18 protein-coding genes are annotated in these 18613 nt (G+C 46.1%); 5 read left to right on the top strand and 13 right to left on the bottom strand.

Annotated features, from left to right (window positions below; all coding sequences use genetic code 11):
* Nucleotides 1-102 precede the first annotated feature (102 nt).
* Entirely contained in the window at nucleotides 103-762 is a 660-nt protein-coding gene (locus tag ACLVWU_RS00765) for a hypothetical protein (RefSeq protein ID WP_413576551.1), read from the top strand.
* Between the two features lie 70 nt (nucleotides 763-832).
* Here ACLVWU_RS00765 and ACLVWU_RS00760 read toward each other — a convergent pair whose 3' ends face one another.
* Together ACLVWU_RS00760 and ACLVWU_RS00755 are read right to left on the bottom strand one after the other, a co-directional pair.
* Nucleotides 833-1549 carry an OmpA family protein gene (locus ACLVWU_RS00760; RefSeq protein WP_413576550.1) on the bottom strand — a complete coding sequence of 239 codons (717 nt, stop codon included), beginning with the start codon at nucleotides 1547-1549 and terminating at the stop codon, nucleotides 833-835.
* A 16-nt stretch (nucleotides 1550-1565) separates the two neighbouring features.
* The gene (locus tag ACLVWU_RS00755) at nucleotides 1566-2357 is read right to left on the bottom strand and encodes a flagellar motor protein (protein ID WP_413576549.1); all 792 of its coding nucleotides are present in this window, start codon (nucleotides 2355-2357) and stop codon (nucleotides 1566-1568) included.
* A 59-nt stretch (nucleotides 2358-2416) separates the two neighbouring features.
* On the opposite strand from ACLVWU_RS00755, the gene ACLVWU_RS00750 reads away from it, so the two are divergent.
* From ACLVWU_RS00750 to ACLVWU_RS00740, 3 genes are read left to right on the top strand one after another with little or no spacing between them, the layout of a single operon-like run.
* The gene (locus tag ACLVWU_RS00750; RefSeq protein WP_413576548.1) at nucleotides 2417-3010 is read left to right on the top strand and encodes a phosphatase PAP2 family protein; all 594 of its coding nucleotides are present in this window, start codon (nucleotides 2417-2419) and stop codon (nucleotides 3008-3010) included.
* Nucleotides 3007-3993: an SDR family oxidoreductase gene (locus tag ACLVWU_RS00745; RefSeq protein ID WP_413576547.1), complete on the top strand. Its 987-nt coding sequence runs from the start codon at nucleotides 3007-3009 to the stop codon at nucleotides 3991-3993. The genes ACLVWU_RS00750 and ACLVWU_RS00745 overlap by 4 nt, the downstream gene beginning before the upstream one ends.
* Nucleotides 3994-4036: 43 nt before the next feature.
* Entirely contained in the window at nucleotides 4037-4885 is an 849-nt protein-coding gene (locus ACLVWU_RS00740) for a biosynthetic peptidoglycan transglycosylase (RefSeq protein WP_413576546.1), read from the top strand.
* A gap of 1 nt (nucleotide 4886) precedes the next feature.
* Here the strand turns inward: ACLVWU_RS00740 and ACLVWU_RS00735 are convergent, their stop codons facing one another.
* From ACLVWU_RS00735 to lysC, 6 genes are all read right to left on the bottom strand, one after another.
* Entirely contained in the window at nucleotides 4887-5675 is a 789-nt protein-coding gene (locus ACLVWU_RS00735; RefSeq protein WP_413576545.1) for an ABC transporter permease, read from the bottom strand.
* Complete coding sequence (locus ACLVWU_RS00730) at nucleotides 5675-6601, bottom strand: ABC transporter ATP-binding protein (RefSeq protein ID WP_413576544.1); 927 nt, start codon at nucleotides 6599-6601, stop codon at nucleotides 5675-5677. The genes ACLVWU_RS00735 and ACLVWU_RS00730 overlap by 1 nt, the downstream gene beginning before the upstream one ends.
* Nucleotides 6601-8415 (bottom strand): translational GTPase TypA, encoded by a 1815-nt coding sequence (gene typA / locus ACLVWU_RS00725; RefSeq protein ID WP_413576543.1) that lies wholly within the window; start codon nucleotides 8413-8415, stop codon nucleotides 6601-6603. The genes ACLVWU_RS00730 and typA overlap by 1 nt, the downstream gene beginning before the upstream one ends.
* Nucleotides 8416-8494: 79 nt before the next feature.
* Nucleotides 8495-9424 (bottom strand): tRNA dihydrouridine synthase, encoded by a 930-nt coding sequence (locus tag ACLVWU_RS00720; protein WP_413576542.1) that lies wholly within the window; start codon nucleotides 9422-9424, stop codon nucleotides 8495-8497.
* 242 nt (nucleotides 9425-9666) lie between these two features.
* Nucleotides 9667-10269 (bottom strand): nitroreductase family protein, encoded by a 603-nt coding sequence (locus ACLVWU_RS00715; protein ID WP_413576541.1) that lies wholly within the window; start codon nucleotides 10267-10269, stop codon nucleotides 9667-9669.
* Nucleotides 10266-11633 (bottom strand): lysine-sensitive aspartokinase 3, encoded by a 1368-nt coding sequence (gene lysC / locus ACLVWU_RS00710; protein ID WP_413576540.1) that lies wholly within the window; start codon nucleotides 11631-11633, stop codon nucleotides 10266-10268. Before lysC ends, ACLVWU_RS00715 begins: the two co-directional genes overlap by 4 nt.
* Nucleotides 11634-11716: 83 nt before the next feature.
* Between lysC and ACLVWU_RS00705 the strand changes: the two genes are divergently transcribed.
* Nucleotides 11717-12217 carry a hypothetical protein gene (locus ACLVWU_RS00705; RefSeq protein ID WP_413576539.1) on the top strand — a complete coding sequence of 167 codons (501 nt, stop codon included), beginning with the start codon at nucleotides 11717-11719 and terminating at the stop codon, nucleotides 12215-12217.
* 3 nt (nucleotides 12218-12220) lie between these two features.
* Here ACLVWU_RS00705 and mltG read toward each other — a convergent pair whose 3' ends face one another.
* Genes mltG through ACLVWU_RS00680 form a run of 5 tightly spaced genes read right to left on the bottom strand, consistent with a single transcriptional unit; the run spans nucleotide 12221 to nucleotide 18561 of the window.
* Nucleotides 12221-13291, bottom strand: coding sequence for an endolytic transglycosylase MltG (mltG, locus tag ACLVWU_RS00700; protein WP_413576538.1), 1071 nt, complete (start codon nucleotides 13289-13291; stop codon nucleotides 12221-12223).
* The gene (locus tag ACLVWU_RS00695; RefSeq protein WP_413576537.1) at nucleotides 13291-14808 is read right to left on the bottom strand and encodes a succinylglutamate-semialdehyde dehydrogenase; all 1518 of its coding nucleotides are present in this window, start codon (nucleotides 14806-14808) and stop codon (nucleotides 13291-13293) included. The genes mltG and ACLVWU_RS00695 overlap by 1 nt, the downstream gene beginning before the upstream one ends.
* A gap of 1 nt (nucleotide 14809) precedes the next feature.
* Nucleotides 14810-15841 carry an arginine N-succinyltransferase gene (locus ACLVWU_RS00690; protein WP_413576536.1) on the bottom strand — a complete coding sequence of 344 codons (1032 nt, stop codon included), beginning with the start codon at nucleotides 15839-15841 and terminating at the stop codon, nucleotides 14810-14812.
* Complete coding sequence (locus ACLVWU_RS00685; RefSeq protein WP_413576535.1) at nucleotides 15838-17184, bottom strand: M20 family metallopeptidase; 1347 nt, start codon at nucleotides 17182-17184, stop codon at nucleotides 15838-15840. Before ACLVWU_RS00685 ends, ACLVWU_RS00690 begins: the two co-directional genes overlap by 4 nt.
* Nucleotides 17185-18561 carry an aminotransferase class III-fold pyridoxal phosphate-dependent enzyme gene (locus ACLVWU_RS00680; protein ID WP_413576534.1) on the bottom strand — a complete coding sequence of 459 codons (1377 nt, stop codon included), beginning with the start codon at nucleotides 18559-18561 and terminating at the stop codon, nucleotides 17185-17187.
* Nucleotides 18562-18613 lie beyond the last annotated feature (52 nt).

The raw sequence follows: 18613 nt of genomic DNA, 5'->3' as shown, positions 1-18613 counted from the left end.
TTGGTCAGATCGAAAATAGAGGACCTAAAGATGGTAAGGGATTTGCTTAGTATTAAAGGTATAGGATTTAACATTTTTTAAGTTTATGAAGAGGAGTTTTCAATGAAAAAGGCATTTATTATCGGTATGGCAATCACTTTCTCTGCAACAGCATTCGCCGCTCCAGGGAAAATGACAACACCAGAGCGTTTGGCTAAGTTTGACAAACAAAGCCAAGAGTACTTCTTGGATGCAAACGGCAACCTTAAGAACGCTTCCGGCAAGAACGCTGAAAAAAGATACCTAGAGCAAGCAGTAAAAGACATCGCTCCAGGTAAAGAATCTAAAATTGTTGAAAACGCATTGGGCGATAAAGAAGTACTTAAAAATCTAGTTTCCATCGCGGCTGTTAAAAAAGCTGCTGATAAAATTGAAGACAGAAACGAAGCAACTGAACTTGCTGAAGGTGCTGAAGGCTTGGCTTCCATGATCGGAAACATGCACTTGGCGGGCAAAGCAAGTTCTCGTGAAAATACTCCAGAGCAATCTTCTGTTGCAGTAGCTGCATATAGCAAAATGCTTCGCCTTGGCACTCAAATCTTGACGGTATTCAAAGGTGCTGAGCGTACAGCTTATGTTAAAGTAATCAAAGCTTTCAAAGCTCGCGAAGGCAACGGCAAGCTTGCTGAAGAAAACTTGATCGACGCAGTAATGGAAACTCAAAAAGTATCCAGAGAAAAAGCGATCGAGATCTTGAAGAAATTAAAAGATTGCGTAGCTTAGTTCCGAACCCCAGATAAAAACACCAAAGCCGAGGCAACATAAACCTCGGCTTTTTTTTATTTTCAGAATACTAGATTCCGATCTTCTTGTTGTCGGTGACTATCAGGATTTCAATTCGACGATTCATGGATTTGTGCTCGTCAGTATCGTTCGGAACAATCGGTTTTTGATCACCATAAGATATCGCGACAAATCTCTTTGCATTTAACTTGTGATACTTCACAAAATATCGAACCACGGCAGATGCGCGATCCCCGGCAAGCTCCCAGTTGCTGGGATACTGAGGATCTTCGATGGGTGTATCATCTGTATGGCCTTCAATAATAATTCGCTTGTCGTTAGCTGAAAGAATTTCCGCCACTTTGTCCAAGGCTGGTAACGAAGACAGACGAAGTTTCGCAGACCCCGGTGTAAAGAAGCTGGAAGCCGTCAGGGAGACTCGAACTCCGACAGAGTCGTGATAGATATCCTGAATATCCTTTTTCTGATCTTCCTTGCTCATAGCCTTGCCCAAGGCACGCTCTACATAGTCAGCAGCTTCTGCCGGGCCTCCCTTTTTGGGGAAGTTACCCACCGGAATATCCAGCTCTGCGATCGCAGAATCAATTGCGTCGCCGTTTTGATCAGTGCCGCCCTTTCCCACCAGATGGAAGTTCAATTTGATCGACTGCTCGAAATCTTTTTGTTTGGATTCGTTGGCCGTAGAGGTCGCGTACATAACAACGAAGAACGCAAATAAAAGAGTGATAAAGTCTGCATAAGAGACCAACCATCTTTCGTGATTCACATGTTCTTCGTGTCTTCTACGTTTTGCTGACATGAGGTAAATAAGACCTTAGTTTTTGTTCAATGACCATGTGATTGGAACCTTTGGCGATCATTAATCCGCCCTCAAGCACCATCAGTTTTTCCCGAGTCGCGTCTTCCACTTTTTTCTTAATCTTGTTTCCGATTGGCAGAAAGAGCAGATTCGCGAAGCTGACACCGTACACAGTAGCTACGAAGGCCACCGCAATACCTGCACCCAGTTTACTTGTATCCGTCAGGTTTCCCATCACGTGAATCAAACCCAGAACCGCACCGATGATTCCAATCGTCGGCGCAAAGCCGCCAGCATCAGCCCAGATTTTTGCACCAGCTAACATCTCGTCTTCTTCGGTGTAAATTTGCGTTTCAAAGATATCGCGAATAACGGGTTCTTCAACCCCATCCACAACATTGCGCAGTACATTTTGCAATAGTGGATCACCAATCTTGCTGATGCGTGGTTCTAAGGAAAGAATGGATTCCTTTTTCGCAAGACGCGCGCACTCGATAATATCTTCCAGTTTACCGTGCGCCTTACTTTCTTCGGTCTTAAAAGCTTTGCGTGCCAGATTCAATCCTGTTTTCAGCGCATGTTCTGAACTGGAAACCATCACCGCTCCAGCGGTACCTGCAAACACAATAAGAAACGCAGTGAATTGCATTAGGGAACTAATATGCCCACCTTCGATAAAGTTACCAAAGATGATTCCACCAAAACCAATAACGAGCCCTAGGATTGTAGCTATGTCCATAGGCATAATAATGCCATAGCGAGTTGAACGAGGCACTCTGGCCCTCGGAAGACCTAGACTTTCTGCGGGCAAAAAACTAAGTTAAGATCCCTATCATGCTCGATTTTATTTTGAACCTCGATAAACGTCTTTTTACTCTTATCAATTCAGAATGGACTGCTCCCTGGGCAGACGTGTTTTTTCCATTCATCACAGACCTTCATAAAAAAGACCCGGTTAAGATCGTCTGCATCCCGTTGATCATTGCGATGTTCATCTGGCGTCGTGGTTGGAAAAAGGGCTGCACTATTTTCATCATGGCGGTACTTAGCGTTTCGCTATCTGATGGAATCGGAAACTGGGGGTTTAAGAAGACAGTGCAAAGACCGAGGCCTGCTGAAACTCAGGATCTAACTGTTAACGTCAGGGCGCCTTTTGGTGGATTTAGTTTCGTCTCCAATCACGCTACTAATATTTTCAATTTCGCGACATTTGTTTCTGTCATCTTCCCGGTAGCTATGGCACCGATGATGACATTGGCAGTCTTGGTTTCCTATAGTCGCGTCTACAACGGCGTTCACTTCCCGACGGATATTCTGGCTGGGGCAATGTTAGGAATTATCACCGGGATCATCATGGCAAGACTTTGCCAAAGGTTCATCACCCGATTTGATGAAGATACCGATAACAACGAGGCACAAGCAGTATGAAAGTTCTAGTCACTGGTGCAAATGGATTCTTAGGAAGCTGGCTGACACGCGCCTTGGTTAACGAAGGGCACGAAGTCTTTGCCTTGGTCAGACCTAAAAGCGATATCTCTGAACTTAATGGCATCAACTGCCAATACCGTCACGGTGATGTGACTGATATCGTTTCACTATTGGAAGCCTTTGAAGGTATCGACACTGTTTTCCATTTGGCTGGTGTGGTGGCCTATAAGGCTGCTGACCGCCCCCTTATGGAAAAAGTAAATGTCCAAGGAACAGCGAACGTTATCGAAGTCTGCAGAGAGAAAAAGATTCGTCGTCTGGTGCACCTGTCCTCGGTCGTCGCCGTCGGTGGCGGTCGCACACCAACTGAAGTTCTTAATGAAAACTCCCCTTTCAATATTCATGATTTAGATCTTGGTTATTTTGAAACGAAGCACGATGCAGAACTTTTGGTAAAAGCAGCCTGTGACAAAGGCGAGATTGATGCGGTTATTTTAAATCCCGCAACAATCTATGGACGTGGCGACGCCAAAAAAGGCAGTCGCAAGATGATGTTAAAAGTCGCCCAGGGTAAACTTAAGTTTTACACTTCCGGCGGCGTGAATGTTGTTGCCGTTGAAGATGTGATTCAGGGAATTATCAGCGCCTGGAAAATCGGCAAAACTGGCGAGCGCTATATTCTGTCTGGTGAAAATATTCTGATTAAAGATCTTTTCCGCATGATTGCAGAAGAAGCTGGAGTTAAACCTCCAACCAAGGAGTTGCCAGATGGTGTCCTTCATTTTGTTGGAACTATCGGTGACTTCATGGAAAAGATGGGCCTGAAAGGTCCTCTAAGTAAAGAAAACGCCTATACAGCCACGATGTATCACTGGTTTGACTCTTCCAAAGCGCAGCGCGAATTGGGATTCAAGCCCCGTCCGGCACGTCAGGCAATTCACAACAGTATCGAATGGATCAAAGAACAAGGGATGTTAAAATAAGATGAAGGCCGCAGGACTTTTTTTCGCCATCATAGCTGCAATTATGATTACTGCTTCCGCGATCGTCTGGTCGTGGCTTCCCGATGCGAAGGAAATCAAAGGTTGCATGATCACCACCATGTACAAGGTGGATTTGTGTCCGACTTCGAAAAACTATGTGCCACTGAAACAAATCAGCCCTTACCTGCAAAAAACCATCATCATGACCGAAGACGGGAACTTCTATAAGCATCACGGCTTCGAATGGGGAGTTATCGAAAAGAACTTTCGTCAGGGTTGGGAAACCGGCGTTTACAAACGCGGTGGATCCACGATCACTCAGCAGCTGGCTAAGAACATGTTCCTGAATGCGGATCGCACCTTCTTCCGCAAAGGTCTTGAAGCCATCATTACCGATCGAATTGAAAAAACACTGACCAAAAAAGAAATCCTGGAAAAGTACCTGAACATCGTCGAGTTTGGAAAAAACATTTACGGTGTTAAACAGGCTGCCCAGTTTTACTTTAAAAAATCCCCGGCAAGCCTGGATGTCGTGGAAAGTGCATTCCTAGCGATGGTTCTTCCCAGCCCCATCAAGTATTCACACTCCTACCACAAAAAAGAACTGACTCAGTTCGCGCGCAAACGCATGAGCCAGATCGTTCAGAACCTGTATCAGTTTCACAGCATCAACCAAGCCGAATACGAAGTAGCCATGGAAAGAATCCAAAGCTTCCTGAGTCCGGCGCCTCCACCAATGGATCATATCCCCGGTCTGGGTGAAATGTCTGTCGAACAGGTGGATTCACTAAGCAACGACGAAATCGAACGCTTAGAGCAGGAGATCCGCGATGAAGGAACATCCAGCCAAGGCGAACTGGATATAAATCCCGATCAGCTTCCGGAGAATTAGACTATTTCAATAACTTATTGCGAATGCGGTGAAATGAAACATTCATGCAGATCCACGTCAGTACCAAAAGAATGGCGATGTGAATTGCAATAATGGTTAAGTTACCCTGATGCAGAATTCCGCGCACAGCGGCCACACCATGAGTTAGTGGGAACAAGTAAGCCAAGTAACGCAATCCCGATGGCAATTGCTCTAACGGAAAGTATGTTCCGCTAAGCAGGCTCATTGGGACAATCAAACCGGACGTTGAATAGATAAAAGAATCATAGTTGCGCGCAATCGACGTAAAGATCATCCCGATACAGGAAAACAACGCCGAGATCAGCAGCAACACCGGAAGTGCCAAAAGAATTCTGTAGGAATCAATTAAACCAAAGAACACCGCTACGGTCGTAACACCCGTCACGCCAAAGAAGCCTTTGGTTGCAGCCCACATCAATTCACCGGCCACGATTTCCTCTGGGCCCACGCGAGTCAGCATGATCGTCGCATAAGTTTTTTGGTGCGTTAGTTTCGTATAGTTGCCGTAGGTTCCTTCAAAGAAAGATACCATCATCGCCGTCGTACACAACAACGCCGGGAAGAAATACTCAATGTACGACATCCCCTGCATGTTATCGACGAAAGAACCCAAACCAAACCCGATAGCACCCAGATAGATAACCGGCTCCAGAACAATCCAGAACAGGGATACCATCATGGTCTTTTTAAAATAAAGGAAATTACGCTGCCAAACCTTCGTCGCACCGTCGTTAAACTTAGGAATAGTAAACAGCTGTTTGAACTTCATTACTCGTCCCTCAATTGATGTCCTGCCAATTTCAGGAAGACGTCATTCAAAGTGGGCTTGCGAATAAAAATCTTATCAGAGGCAATCAGGTCCACCACGCGGCGGCCTTCTTGATTCTCTTTTACCAGAACGGACACTGTATCTTTGATAACCTGGTAAGCAAAGCCTTCGGCACGCAAACGGCCAAGATAGTAATTCAAGTCGACCGGGTTCGTGTCGAACTCCACCACTTCCTTGCCAATCAGGTCGCGAATCAAGTCACGGGGCTTACCGATGGTCAGAATTTTACCACCATCAATGATCGCCACGCGATCACACATCTGCTCGGCCTCTTCCATATAGTGAGTCGTCAGAACCAAAGTGCTTTTTTCAGATTTTAAATGCTTAAAGAAATCCCAGATCCAAATACGCGCTTGCGGATCCAATCCGGTTGTGGGCTCGTCCAGAAAAATCACTTCTGGCGAGTTAATCAAGCCCCGGGCAATCGCCAGACGGCGCTTCATACCACCGCTTAAAGTTTCCACGGAGCGATCCTGGTATTCTTCCAGCTTCATCAGGCGAAGTAGTGCCTGCGCACGCAATTCGGCCTCTGCAGGCTGAATATTGTGATAACTGGCATAGACAGAGAGATTTTCAAGGACTGTAAAGTCAGGATCGAGGCCGTCGTCCTGAGGGACGACGCCGATACGAGATTTGATTTCGCGGAAATTCTTTTTAACGTTAAGGCCGAGAACGTAAAGCTCCCCGCTGGTAACGAGGGCTGAGCAATACATCATCTTCATCGTTGTTGTTTTGCCAGCCCCATTTGGACCTAAAAGTCCGAAACATTCGCCCTTGTAGATTTCCAGATCTATTCCATCGACAGCGACTCTATCGTCGTATTTTTTGGTTAGGTCTTTTATCTCAATGGCGACTTTCGAATCCATTATTCCTTCGCTGCTCTTGCACGTTTGTTTGGATCGGTTTCGCGGCAACGAAGACGGATGTTCTTCGGAGTCACTTCGATCAGTTCAGAGTCCTTGATCCATTCCATCGCTTTTTCCAGCGTCATTGGACGTACTGGAACCAGACGGATAGCTTCATCAGAACCCGAAGCACGTACGTTTGACAATTTCTTCTCACGAGTGATGTTTACTTCTAGATCATTGTCCTTAGCATGCTCACCAACGATCATGCCTTCGTACACATCTTGACCGTGAGTTACGTACATAATACCGCGCTCTTGAAGATTCCAAATAGCGAACGCTGTCGCTTGGCCTTTACGGTCAGAAATCATCGCACCATTCATACGGTGTTCGATTTCGCCTTTGTAGCCTTCCCAGCCATTGAATTGAGTATTCAAAAGACCTGTACCACGAGTATCAGTCAAGAACTCAGAACGGTAACCGATCAAACCACGTGAAGGGATCAAGAATTCAAGACGAGTACGGCCTGAACCTTTTTGAACCATATTTTGCATTACGCCTTTACGTTTACCAAGTTTCTCAGTAACCGCACCAACGAAAGAGTCTTCGATATCGATAACCGCGATCTCCATTGGCTCCATTTTTTGACCGTTCTCTTCTTTAAAGATAACTGTCGGCTTAGAAACCAGAAGTTCGAAGTTTTCACGGCGCATTTGCTCAATCAATACACCCAATTGCAACTCACCACGACCAACGACTTTGAAAGCGTCAGTATTCGCAGTTTTCTCCACGCGGATCGCAACGTTGTACAACAATTCTCTCTCAAGACGCTCAAGAATCTTACGGGAAGTAACGTTCTTACCTTCCATACCCGCGAACGGTCCGTTATTTACCGAGAAAACCATTCCTACTGTCGGCTCATCCACGCGAATACGCGGAAGTGGACGAGGATCAATTGCAGAAGTGATGGTGTCACCGATCGTGAAGTCTTCCATACCCGCGATAACAACGATGTCACCTGCGCCAACTTCTTGAGCTGGAACTTGCGAGTTCACTTTGTATTGGTACAAAGCAGATACTTTAACTTTTTTCTGACCGTTTTCCTGAACGCAAACAACTTCGTCACCAACTTTGATTTGACCTGCGCGCATACGACCGATCGCCAAACGACCTACATAATCATTGTAAGAGATGTTGGAAACCATAACTTGCAATGGAGCTTCTTCGTCAATTTTTGGAGGAGGAACCAGGTTTACGATAGCATCGTAAAGAACTTCCAACGTACCTGTGTTAACCGCTGGATCCAATGTCGCCATACCTTCACGCGCGATAGCGTAAACAGTGTGGAAGTCACATTGTTCTTCAGTAGCTTCAAGGTCGATGAACAAATCGAAAAGTTCATTGTGAACTTCCTGGATACGAGCATCTGAACGATCGATTTTGTTGATACAAACGATAACTTTCAAATTTTGCTCTAGAGCTTTTTTCAATACGAAACGCGTTTGTGGAAGTGGACCTTCAGAGGCGTCGCAAAGAAGGATACAACCATCAACCATGTTCAGGATACGTTCAACTTCACCACCGAAGTCACTATGTCCCGGAGTATCAACGATATTAACTTTGATATCTTTGTAGATGAAAGACGCATTCTTAGCGGCGATCGTAATACCACGTTCTCTTTCAAGATCCATGGAGTCCATCAAGCGGTCATCAACGTGCTCATTGTCACGGAATGTACCGGCTTGTTTAATCAAATGGTCAACCAGTGTCGTTTTACCGTGGTCGACGTGCGCGATAATCGCGATATTTCTAATCTTCTTCGGATCTTGAATCATATTTAACCCTTCATTAAATTGAAACTTGTAAACTAAAACAAAAATTTAAAAAACTCATTACAGGATTCGGTCAGGACAACTAACCGTGTCCGCCCATCAGGAATTCATCCTTGGACTGATCTTCTTGCTCAACATTACCAACACTAGCGAAAAATTCGTTAGCAAGGTCCATGATCTCTTCATTGCTTTTGGATTGGAAAAGATTCTTCCTGAATTGTGCCGCTCCAGGATACCCTGTCGAGAACCAAGCTGCAAACTTTCTCAACTGAATACCAGTGATGTGTTCATCACAATGCGCAACAAGCTCAGTTTTCAGACTGTTAAACAGGCTCACATAGTCTCTTTGGACCGTTTTAAGGGGCTCGCCGCGCCACAAGGACAGGGCGTCCATAAATATAAACGGATTTTTAAGGCATCCCCGGCCGATCATGACCCCATCGCAGCCCGACTGTTCCAGTCTCAAAACAGCCTGCTTAGGTGTGAGAATGTCTCCGTTTCCAAGAATTGGGAGCTTCGCCTTGGCTTTAATATCAGTGATAAAATCCCAATCAGCAAAACCCGTATAGCTTTGCGCGCGCGTGCGGCCATGGATGGCCACCCACTCGATACCCTCGTTGTAGGCAATATTGCAGATTTCCAGCGCGTTGCGGGTATTCGAATCCCAACCAGTTCTGATTTTGATCGTCACTGGAACTTTCACAGAACCCTTAACTGCAGCAAGAACCTTCTGCATTTGTACGGGGTCCTTCATCATCGCTGAACCCGCGCCTTTTTTTACGACTTTGGGAACAGGACAACCGAAATTCAAATCGACAAAATCACAACCCTCAGCTTCCGCCACGGCTGCAGCTCTACCTAAAATTTCTGGATCTTCACCGAAAAGTTGAATCCCGATAGGTCGCTGAGATTCGTCGAAGCTCATCAGCTTCATCGTTCTTTCAGATTTGTATTCAATGCCACTTGCACTGACCAATTCGGTCACAACAACACTTGTGTCGAGCTTTTTCATAAAGGTGCGGAACGCGTGATCAGTAATCCCTGCCATAGGGGCAAGGACAAACGGATTTGTCTTTAGGGCGTGAACTGGATTCATAAGGGATGCGGTATATCAAAGTCCTACCCGAAAAGGTACTGAAAACAACCCCTTAGACGTAATTTACATGTCAAAAAGAGTGACTATGAATGCACCCCTTAGTCTTAACTTAACCAAGGGATATCATGTATTTAGGTTACTATTCCGGCTTATTTTGTTTACTCAGAGATCCAAGTGATTCGCCCCTCGATCTGCCTTGGAGCCTTCGGGGGATTGTGATCCGGGTATCCAATGACAACACCACAAAGAAGCTCCAGCTCGCCTCGCTGGTATTCCGGAAGTTTATCCACACCCAAAAACTTATCCACTTCCTCTTTGATTTCCAGTGGCGCACCCATCGTGCAACAGCCCAAGCCTTCAACCAAACAAGCCAGATTTAAATTTTCCACCGCCATGTAAACGGAACCGATACTGGTGTGATAGCGCTCTTCGGAATCATTGTGAGAGTAGGCAAACAATAAAACCGGCGCATCACCCAAGGTGTAAAAAAATCTTTCGGTAAAAGAGTACAACGACGGCTTCAATCTTTGCTGAAGCACATCCTTAATTCCCAGCCAGGATTTTTGCGAATACTGAATGTATTCATCGCGCTTTTTACCCGTCACTACAAAGAAACGCCAGTTCTGACGATTTTTCCCTGATGGTGCTTCCATAGCAGCGCCCAACAATCTTTCGATCACATCTTTCGGCACAGCATCCGGCTTAAACTTACGAATGGATTTTCTTGAAGCCAGTAACTGGTAAAACTCTTCTTTGTTCACGCAAGCTCCACAAACTTGTGATGCAGTTTTTGAATTGCCAATGGGCCGTGCTCTTCATTCACCAGAAAGCAAAAGTTGTGCTTGCTTGCCCCTAAGCAAATCATGCGCACGTTGATGTCTGAAATCGTATCGAAGATTTCTTTACCCAAACCTGGTGTGTGATTGATGTTGTTACCAATCAACGACACCAGCGACAGATTCTCTTCAACCTGAACGTCAGCAATTTCTGAAAGATCGGAAATTAATTTCTTATTCAGCAAAGTGGAGTCATCCAAAGTCACGCTGACTGAAATTTCAGACGTCGTGATGGCGTCGATACTGACTTTGTGATCATTGAAAACCTTGAAGATCTGAAACAGAAAACCATGCGCATGAAGCATCTCAGGAGTTGAAAGCGTTACCAGCACCTGGTTTTTTCTGATCGCCATCGCGCGAATCAGCGGGTGTTGTTCAACTTCCTTGCGAACCCAAGTCCCTTTGGCTTCAGCATCAAAGCTTGAACCCACAAAGACCGGGATGTTTTTACGAATCGCTGGCAACAAAGTTGCGGGATGCAGAACCTTGGCACCAAAGGTTGCAAGCTCTGAAGCTTCCTTAAAAGAAATTTCAGCAATGGGCTTAGCCTTAGCGCAAAGACGTGGGTCGGTCGTCGCAATACCAGCCACATCTGTCCAGATTTCCAGAACATCCGCGGCCACACCTTCTGCAAGTATCGCAGCCGAATAATCTGAACCACCGCGCCCCAACGTGGTGGTCATTCCTTCTTCGGTGCTACCGATATAACCTTGAGTAACCACAACTGACTGAAAGCTGCGGATATTCGGCAGGTGCCGCTGACAGTGACTGGCCACCTGTGCGGTGATCGGTTTTGCTTTTCCAAATGAATCGTCTGTTTTTAGAATTTCACGCACATCAATCAGTTGCGCATTCTTACTTGATCCATGAGTTTTTAAAACCTTGGCCATGGCTTCTGCAAATAGGACAGAGGAAGTGCGCTCGCCCAGACTCATCAATGCATCCATGGCCTTGACCGAGCAATCACGAAGCAAGTTCACGCCTTTTGCCAGAGATTGCATCTCTTCGAATAAAGCTTCCAGTTTATTAGCTGTATTTGCATCAGCATTCAGATCAGTAGCGATCTTTCTGTGACGATCCTGGATCTTGTTGATGATGTTCTCACACTCTGCCCAAGTCGATTTTTCGGCTTTATTACCCAGAGTGATTAGATCGTTGGTGGTGCCGGAAGTGGCGGACACCACAACCATGCTTGAATTTTGACGAAATGCGACCTCGGCACTGCGAAGCATGCACTCCGCGTCTCCCATGGAGGTTCCACCGAACTTAGAAACGATAAGCTGAGCCATCAAAGTCTCCCCAGAAAAGATTCTCCTGCATCTTAAGTCTTTTCTTGTTTTTACTTCAATGACTTTATGGCAAACTTTTTCCTATGACTTCCAAAACTGATTCCGCTTTCTCAAGAAAAGAAATACTTCTGATGGTGTGCCTGGCCATCATCGCAATGATTATGACCACAGTGGCGGTCATCCCAAATCTGCGAAACTCGGTGAAGGATCTTTTCTCCTCTGAAAGCCGCACTGTTGTTGCAAAAGTAACCGAAAATCTGACTCCGCTGGGCCCTAAAGTCACAGTGCTAAAAATTCACAACAAGAGTTCTCTAGAGCTGGAAGTCTACAAGATCAGCGACGCTGACGGGATGACGATGATTGCAAAAATCCCCTTGGCTGAAAATCGCGATGGCTACTTCACACTAAAGGGCAACTCTACCAATCTGGCACTGACGGATGTGGATGGAGATGGCACATTGGAAATCGTGGCACCGACGTTTGATGATCAAATGGTGCCTAGGCTTAATATTTTCAAGTACAACGAAGGAACTCAGGGCTTCGATAAAGTGAGTTCCCCTGACGAGGCCGGCGCAGCAAAATAGAAACTATTTCGCTGGTTTGCTTTTTAAATCTCTCCAGGAACGACCCTCACGGGCTTTGGCATCAAGCTGATAACGTTTTACCGCTGACTGATGGCCTTTGTAATCCTCTGAAAAAACATGCGTTCCATCGTTCTGACTGACAAAGAACAAATAGCTGCTTTTTTCAGGATTCATTGCCGCAAGCAAAGCTTCTTTGCCCGGATTGGCAATCGGCCCCGGCGGCAACCCAGGAATCACGTAGGTATTATATCGCGTCGGCGCGGTTAAATCCGCTCGGGTGATATTGATCACGATTTTCCCAAGAGTTTCAGCCTTACCGTAAATAATCGTCGGATCCGTTTGCAGCTTCATACCTTTTTGCAGACGATTATGAAAGACCGATGAAATTAATGGACGCTCTTGCGGAGCTCCGGTTTCTTTCTCGACGATACTTGCCAAGGTCACGATCTGATGACGGGTCCAACCCTTCAGATGACTTTGTGGTTGGATTTCGTTGTAAACATATAGAAATCTTTTAACCATCGCAGAAATCAGACCCTTGGTGTCTGTAAACTTGGTCAACATGTAGGTTTCTGGAAACAGATAGCCTTCAAGGCTGATCTGTTTTTCACCCAGCAAAGACTGAATTAATTCTGGATCACGCACCAATCTCATAAAATCAGCAGCCGTCCCAAATCCAGCTTTTTCATAAAGATCCGAAATCTCGTAAATGCTAAGACCTTCGCTGATAGTGAATGCCCGCGCGATGCTTTTTCCGGAAGTAATAACATCCAGAACTTCATCTGGGGTCATATTGGTTCTTAGTAGATACTCACCCACTTTAACCTTGGAGCGCTCGTTCTTAAATCGCGCGTACATGGAAAAGAAAAAGGAATTGCGAACCAATCCTTTGCTTTCCAGATCCTTGGCGACCGTGTTGAACGCTTTTCCCGGAAGAACCTCGTACACCACTTCCTGTGCAATCGAGCTTGGTGCGGTGTTGGCATACTGATATCCCAGAAAGCCAACACAGACTCCCACTGCTACAAGCAAAGCCACAGTTGCACTGATTAGAACGACAACCGTCTTTTTCATTATTTTGAGTCCAGGTTCATGCCAGGAAGAATCTTTGTCGGATCAAATGGAGTCGGGTCTTCAAGACTTGCCACAGGCACCGTGCAATATTGAATTGCAAAGTGAGCAGACGCCCTGTCGTTGCCGGATTTACCCATGCCACCAAATGGCAGACGGGAGCTGGCACCGTTCGTCGTACGATTCCAATTCAACAGACCCACGCGCGCCTTAAACAAGGCATCTTCATACAGCTCTTTATTCTTGGAGAATAGTGCCATCACCAGACCGTAACCTGTCGAGTTCACGATTTCCATCGCATGATTCCAGTCACCGGTTGTGTAAATCGCAACGTTTGGCCCGAAGATTTCAGATTTTTGATAAACTGAATTCGGATCAAACTTTTTAACCAAGTGAATACTTGGCGTCACATAGTAACCCTTGTTTTTTAGATCCAGGGATTTGCCACGCATTAGACTTTCACAGTTTTCGCGGTTGGCGATTTCCTGGAAGCGGATGTATTTTTCAACCGAAGCTGCGGTAATCAATGGCCCCATGAACGTGTTTTCAGTCCAGTGACCAATCGAAAGTTTCTTGGCTGCCTGATAGAACTTCTCGGTAAACTCATCTGCAATCTTTGGATGAACGATAATACGGCTGGTGCACGAGCAGCGTTGACCTGCCGTCATATAGGCACCCACAAGGCTTTCATAAACTGCCTTGTCCATATCCGCATCTTCCCACACAACTGTTGCATTCTTACCGCCCATTTCAAGCGCCAGAATTTTCCAGTAGTGATTCAATGTCTCTTGTTTTATTTTCAAACCCACTTCATAGGAGCCCGTGAACAGAACGCCATCAACGTGTTCATTCGCAACCAGGCGTCCACCACCTGCACCATCCCCCTGAACCATATTGAATACGCCTTCAGGGAATTGCGCTTTTTCAAACATCTCGGCCATGTACTGACCAACTGCTGGAGTCTGCTCAGATGGTTTGAAAACAACTGTATTGCCGGCAATCAATGCCGGAATAATGTGTCCATTCGGCAAATGCGCCGGAAAGTTAAACGGACCAACAACAGCCATCACACCACGGGATCTGTGGCGAATCACCCCATCCACTTGCGGTAATGCATTCGAGATACGCTCATCCGCAATCAATTTGATTGATTGGTTTAGAGTGATATCAATTTTTGCGCCCAGTGCTTTGGCTTCCGTCATTGCCTCCCACGCAGGTTTACCTGTATCGCGGGAAATAATTTGCGCAAACTGTTCAGCATGAGTGTCGAACATTTCTTTTAGGCGCATTAAGTAAGAGCGTCTTTCGTCCATGGAAAGTGTCGCCCATTTTGGGTAAGCTTTTTTAGCCGCCAGACACGCTTCATCCATGTGATCGTGCTTAAATGGCACCGTCATAATCAAATCGTTTAAGTCTGCCGGGCTCAGATTTTTGACTTCGCCGTCACCTTTGGTAACAGGAACAAAACGGCCGTTAATAAAATCACCTTTGTAACTGACTGGAAAAATGGTGGTGCTCATCTTATTGTCTTCCTCTGCTATAGTGGAAAGGGGCTGCAAAAACCTGATCGCCAATTTCCACACCCAGAATCTGGCGTGCTTTCATTGGCAAAATAACTTCGCCATCACGAATATCCACAGCACACATCGTGGCTCTGAATTCCTCACCCGTGGCGGCAATTAAATATTGTTCTTTAAAAGTACAATCTTTTCCGTCGGCCACCATCAAGTGACGACCCATCTTGATTGGCAGGATTTCTGCCGTCTGGGCGCCGTAATGGGGACCGCCATCAAACGGATCAACCTCATCCAGATAATTGAAACCAATGCTTTCCAAAAGATGCTGAGCCGGCTTGGTGGCTTCACCAACACGACCCAAAACCAGACGGGCTTTTGAATCAAGAAGCGCCAGATAGATGTCTTCCTGCGGGAAAAGACTTTCGATAAATTCTTTGTGGGACTGGCTAAGTGCATCCGCCTCTTGATAAGGCAGACCCGTAAAACGACGACCCAAAGCTTCCCAGAATTCTGAACGACCCTCGTCCGTCAATGGCGGAGTCAATTCACACAACACACGGTCTTCGAACTTCTCGGGATAGATAGCCATGTACAGAAAACGGGTTAAGCTGATTTGCTTACCCAGTTTTTCGGGACGACGGCGATACGCACGATCCACAAGAAGTCCTCCGATTTCAGTTGGACCGTCAAAATCCAGCTGGAAGCGCAATACTTGATGTATGAACCCAATTCCCAAATCCTGGGAAAAATGATCGCGTTTGATAATTTTGAAATAACTGTGAGGAACCTCTTCATTACCGTGCTTGGCAAGGATCAGGGAACTTCCCACGATCTGTTTTTCTTCCAGATCTTCGACGACAAATAGATATTCAGCTTTGGATTTATCAAGTTTGTCGGCGAAAGACTGTTCACTGCGATCAATCTTTTCACTTAAAACTTTTTTATCACCAGGCAAATTTAACAGATTGAACTGCTTTGCCAAATCCACCAGCTGACTTAAATCGTCGTGCCGAACAGGTCTTATTAGAAAACTCATAGACAAAACCTCTCGATGACTTTTTTATAAAATTCAATGGCCTTATGTAAATCCTCAATCGCAACATGCTCTTGAGGAGTATGAACATTTCCTTCACGCTTGCCCGGACCAAAGCAGGCGCACTCAATTCCAATTCTCGAAAAAATACTTGCCTCATTGGTTGACGGCTGAGTTGTTGGCTCACCTTGCAAACCAAGATTGCGCAATTCATCCAGACAACCTTTCACCAAAATGGAATTCACTTCGGTACGGAATGGCTTCTTGTAATCATTCACGCTGAATACAGCACCGTTCTTTTCACACAAGTCGCGAATCTGCTCCATCCATCTCTCATAAATTTCCTGAGTGATGACCGGTGGCAGACGACAACTTCCCGATAACTGCACATCATTTTCATTCGTACGAATCAAACCGATGTTCAGCGTTGGGGTGCTTGGGTAAAATTCCTCATCCTTGTGTTTCAGAAAGTCCGCTTCAACTTCTTTCAAACCGCGATAAATGTTTGCGATCCTGGCTGCAATCGGATTCTTCACCGTTGAAAGCATATCAATTTCAAGAAACGCATGGCTTGGAACAGTGTTGAAATTAATGCCGCCATCAATTTCCATGATATTCACGGATTCCGGCAGCATCGTCAGATACTCCAGCATCTTCGTGATTGCGCTCTCTCCCAAATGCGGCATCGAGGAGTGGGCTGCCTTGCCACGGAACAACTTAGACTGCGTGGAAGTACTTTCACGCAAATTGTGTTCATCCCTGTAGCGAACTTCTTCTTCAGAAAACGGAACACGAATCTCGACCGTGGCAAAACCTTTGGCAGCATTAACCAGTTGCAAATCGCTGGGCTCGCCAATCAAAGCCATTTTCGCTGCAATCTTATTCTTGCGAATCAGCTTCAGAGCACCCTGCATTCCGGTCTCTTCACCAAAGGTGCCGACCAGAACCGGTGGCAGTCGCCACGCGCGATCCTTGCCAAATGAAGCAATCGCTTCAAGCTTGCACAGGAAATCAAGCTTTACGTCAGCAGCTCCCAATCCATAAATTTTGCCGTCAATAATGTGGGCATCGTAGGGATTGCTTCCCGTCTCTGTCCACAAGGCAAAAGGCCCTGGGTCGGCAGTATCCAGATGAGTTTGAAACAGAAACTCAGCACCCGGTCGCTCTGCAGCGGGACGAGCGATGATATTCACCTGTTCCAGGTCCCCCATGACTTCGGTCTGCTCTTCGACCACGAGCCCCTTTTGACGACAGAATGCTGCCGCCCACCGCGCAAGTTCTTTGTTACCATGCGCAGGTGTGCTGTCGATTGCGATAAGCTGACGGCAAGATTCGATGAAATCCAACTACACTCCTTCGAGAAGTGTTTTTTCGATGATTTTCAAAGCGATGTCGATGTCCTGATCCTGAATGATTGCAGGGATCAGGAAGCGCGCACGCACCGGATCTTTACCGCAAGGGAATGCAATCACGCCATTCGCATAAAGTTTGTTCAGGAAGCTGTTGGCGCTTTCTTTTTTTCCATCATGCGGAGTGAAAGCAACCATCAAGCCCATACCACCTGCATCAGACGCGATACCTTTGCAAGTCGTGTCGTTCAGTTTGTTGATGCCATCAATGAAGCGTTTGTGAATTTGTTGAATGCGACCTTGTGGACCCAAGAAGCCCTCAGAAAGCATGTTCAGCATCTCAACACCCGCAGCCAGGCACGGAGAAGCGCCCGAGAATGTACCGGCAATCAAACCTGGTTTTGGATTGTACTCTTCAGTGTAAAGAGTCGCACCGATTTGCGCTGTTTTTGCAATCGTGCAGATGTCGATGTACTGACCCAGACCCAAAGTTTCAAACGCAAAGTATTCACCTGTACGAGTGAAAGTCTGAACTTCATCCGCCCAGACGGCGATGTTTTTGGATTTACAGAAATCCAAAAGTGGCACGAAGAATTCGCGCGGAGCCGCTTGGTAGCCGCCCTCACCCAGCATCGGTTCAAAACCGAATGCAGAGATATTGCCTTCGTGTTTTGCAACGTGCTCTTTAATAGCAGCCAAAGCTTTTTCACCGGATTTTGGATCGCGCTTGTCATAGAACGGAACACGCAATACTTCGTGGTATTCCGGCAGACCTTGTTTGTAAGCCGTGTTGTCAGTAACTTCCGCCATCATCGTCGAACGACCTGCGAAAGCATCTTTGAATGACATCACAAAACGCGCTGGGGAATTTTTTTGACGGGAAAGCTTCAAAGCATTTTCATTGGCCATTGTTCCGCAAGTCGCGATCCACGCATATTTCAAGCGTGAATTCTTGCTGGCGATTTGTACCAGTTTTTCTGTGAACAGACGATACTCGTTGTTCGGTTGCAAGTTACCTTGATTCAAAATATCAGCCAATGAACCGCGCACGGCCGCTGCCATCACGCGTGGATTTGCGTGACCCATCAAGTGAATACCAATGCCGTTGATCAAATCAAGTTTGATGCTTCCATCTTCAAGCTCCACATAAGGTCCGCGACCTGCGCCTGTACCCATGTATTGATAATGCAGTGGACGTCCACGCAACAATCCTGTCTGCTCGATTTTTTGTTTGCCGGAATCTTTGAATGCATCTTGAGGAGCACGAATGCCTTCAAGTGATGAGTTTAGTTTAGTGACTTCACCGACAAGATCTTTGATCAAAGAATTTACTTTATCGGATTGTTGAATTTGATGGCCTACAAGAGAACTCATAATACCTTTCGCGGAGATACAAAATCCTTCATCTCCTTGTTATTTGAAATGC

The sequence above is a fragment of the Bdellovibrio sp. HCB290 genome (assembly GCF_047305925.1).
Lineage (GTDB): Bacteria > Bdellovibrionota > Bdellovibrionia > Bdellovibrionales > Bdellovibrionaceae > Bdellovibrio.
Note: the sequence above shows the minus strand (reverse complement) of the source record. Positions and strands in the feature narration are given on the sequence as shown.

Excerpts from the sequence above, each read along its gene's own strand:
- ACLVWU_RS00740 (WP_413576546.1), top strand. The coding sequence starts at position 4,037 with ATGATTACTGCTTCCGCGATCGTCTGGTCGTGGCTTCCCGATGCGAAG.
- ACLVWU_RS00750 (WP_413576548.1), top strand. The coding sequence starts at position 2,417 with ATGCTCGATTTTATTTTGAACCTCGATAAACGTCTTTTTACTCTTATC.
- ACLVWU_RS00705 (WP_413576539.1), top strand. The coding sequence starts at position 11,717 with ATGACTTCCAAAACTGATTCCGCTTTCTCAAGAAAAGAAATACTTCTG.
- ACLVWU_RS00745 (WP_413576547.1), top strand. The coding sequence starts at position 3,007 with ATGAAAGTTCTAGTCACTGGTGCAAATGGATTCTTAGGAAGCTGGCTG.
- ACLVWU_RS00720 (WP_413576542.1), bottom strand. The coding sequence starts at position 9,424 with ATGAAAAAGCTCGACACAAGTGTTGTTGTGACCGAATTGGTCAGTGCA.
- ACLVWU_RS00695 (WP_413576537.1), bottom strand. The coding sequence starts at position 14,808 with ATGAGCACCACCATTTTTCCAGTCAGTTACAAAGGTGATTTTATTAAC.
- mltG (WP_413576538.1), bottom strand. The coding sequence starts at position 13,291 with ATGAAAAAGACGGTTGTCGTTCTAATCAGTGCAACTGTGGCTTTGCTT.
- typA (WP_413576543.1), bottom strand. The coding sequence starts at position 8,415 with ATGATTCAAGATCCGAAGAAGATTAGAAATATCGCGATTATCGCGCAC.
- lysC (WP_413576540.1), bottom strand. The coding sequence starts at position 11,633 with ATGGCTCAGCTTATCGTTTCTAAGTTCGGTGGAACCTCCATGGGAGAC.
- ACLVWU_RS00765 (WP_413576551.1), top strand. The coding sequence starts at position 103 with ATGAAAAAGGCATTTATTATCGGTATGGCAATCACTTTCTCTGCAACA.
- ACLVWU_RS00735 (WP_413576545.1), bottom strand. The coding sequence starts at position 5,675 with ATGAAGTTCAAACAGCTGTTTACTATTCCTAAGTTTAACGACGGTGCG.
- ACLVWU_RS00690 (WP_413576536.1), bottom strand. The coding sequence starts at position 15,841 with ATGAGTTTTCTAATAAGACCTGTTCGGCACGACGATTTAAGTCAGCTG.
- ACLVWU_RS00730 (WP_413576544.1), bottom strand. The coding sequence starts at position 6,601 with ATGGATTCGAAAGTCGCCATTGAGATAAAAGACCTAACCAAAAAATAC.
- ACLVWU_RS00680 (WP_413576534.1), bottom strand. The coding sequence starts at position 18,561 with ATGAGTTCTCTTGTAGGCCATCAAATTCAACAATCCGATAAAGTAAAT.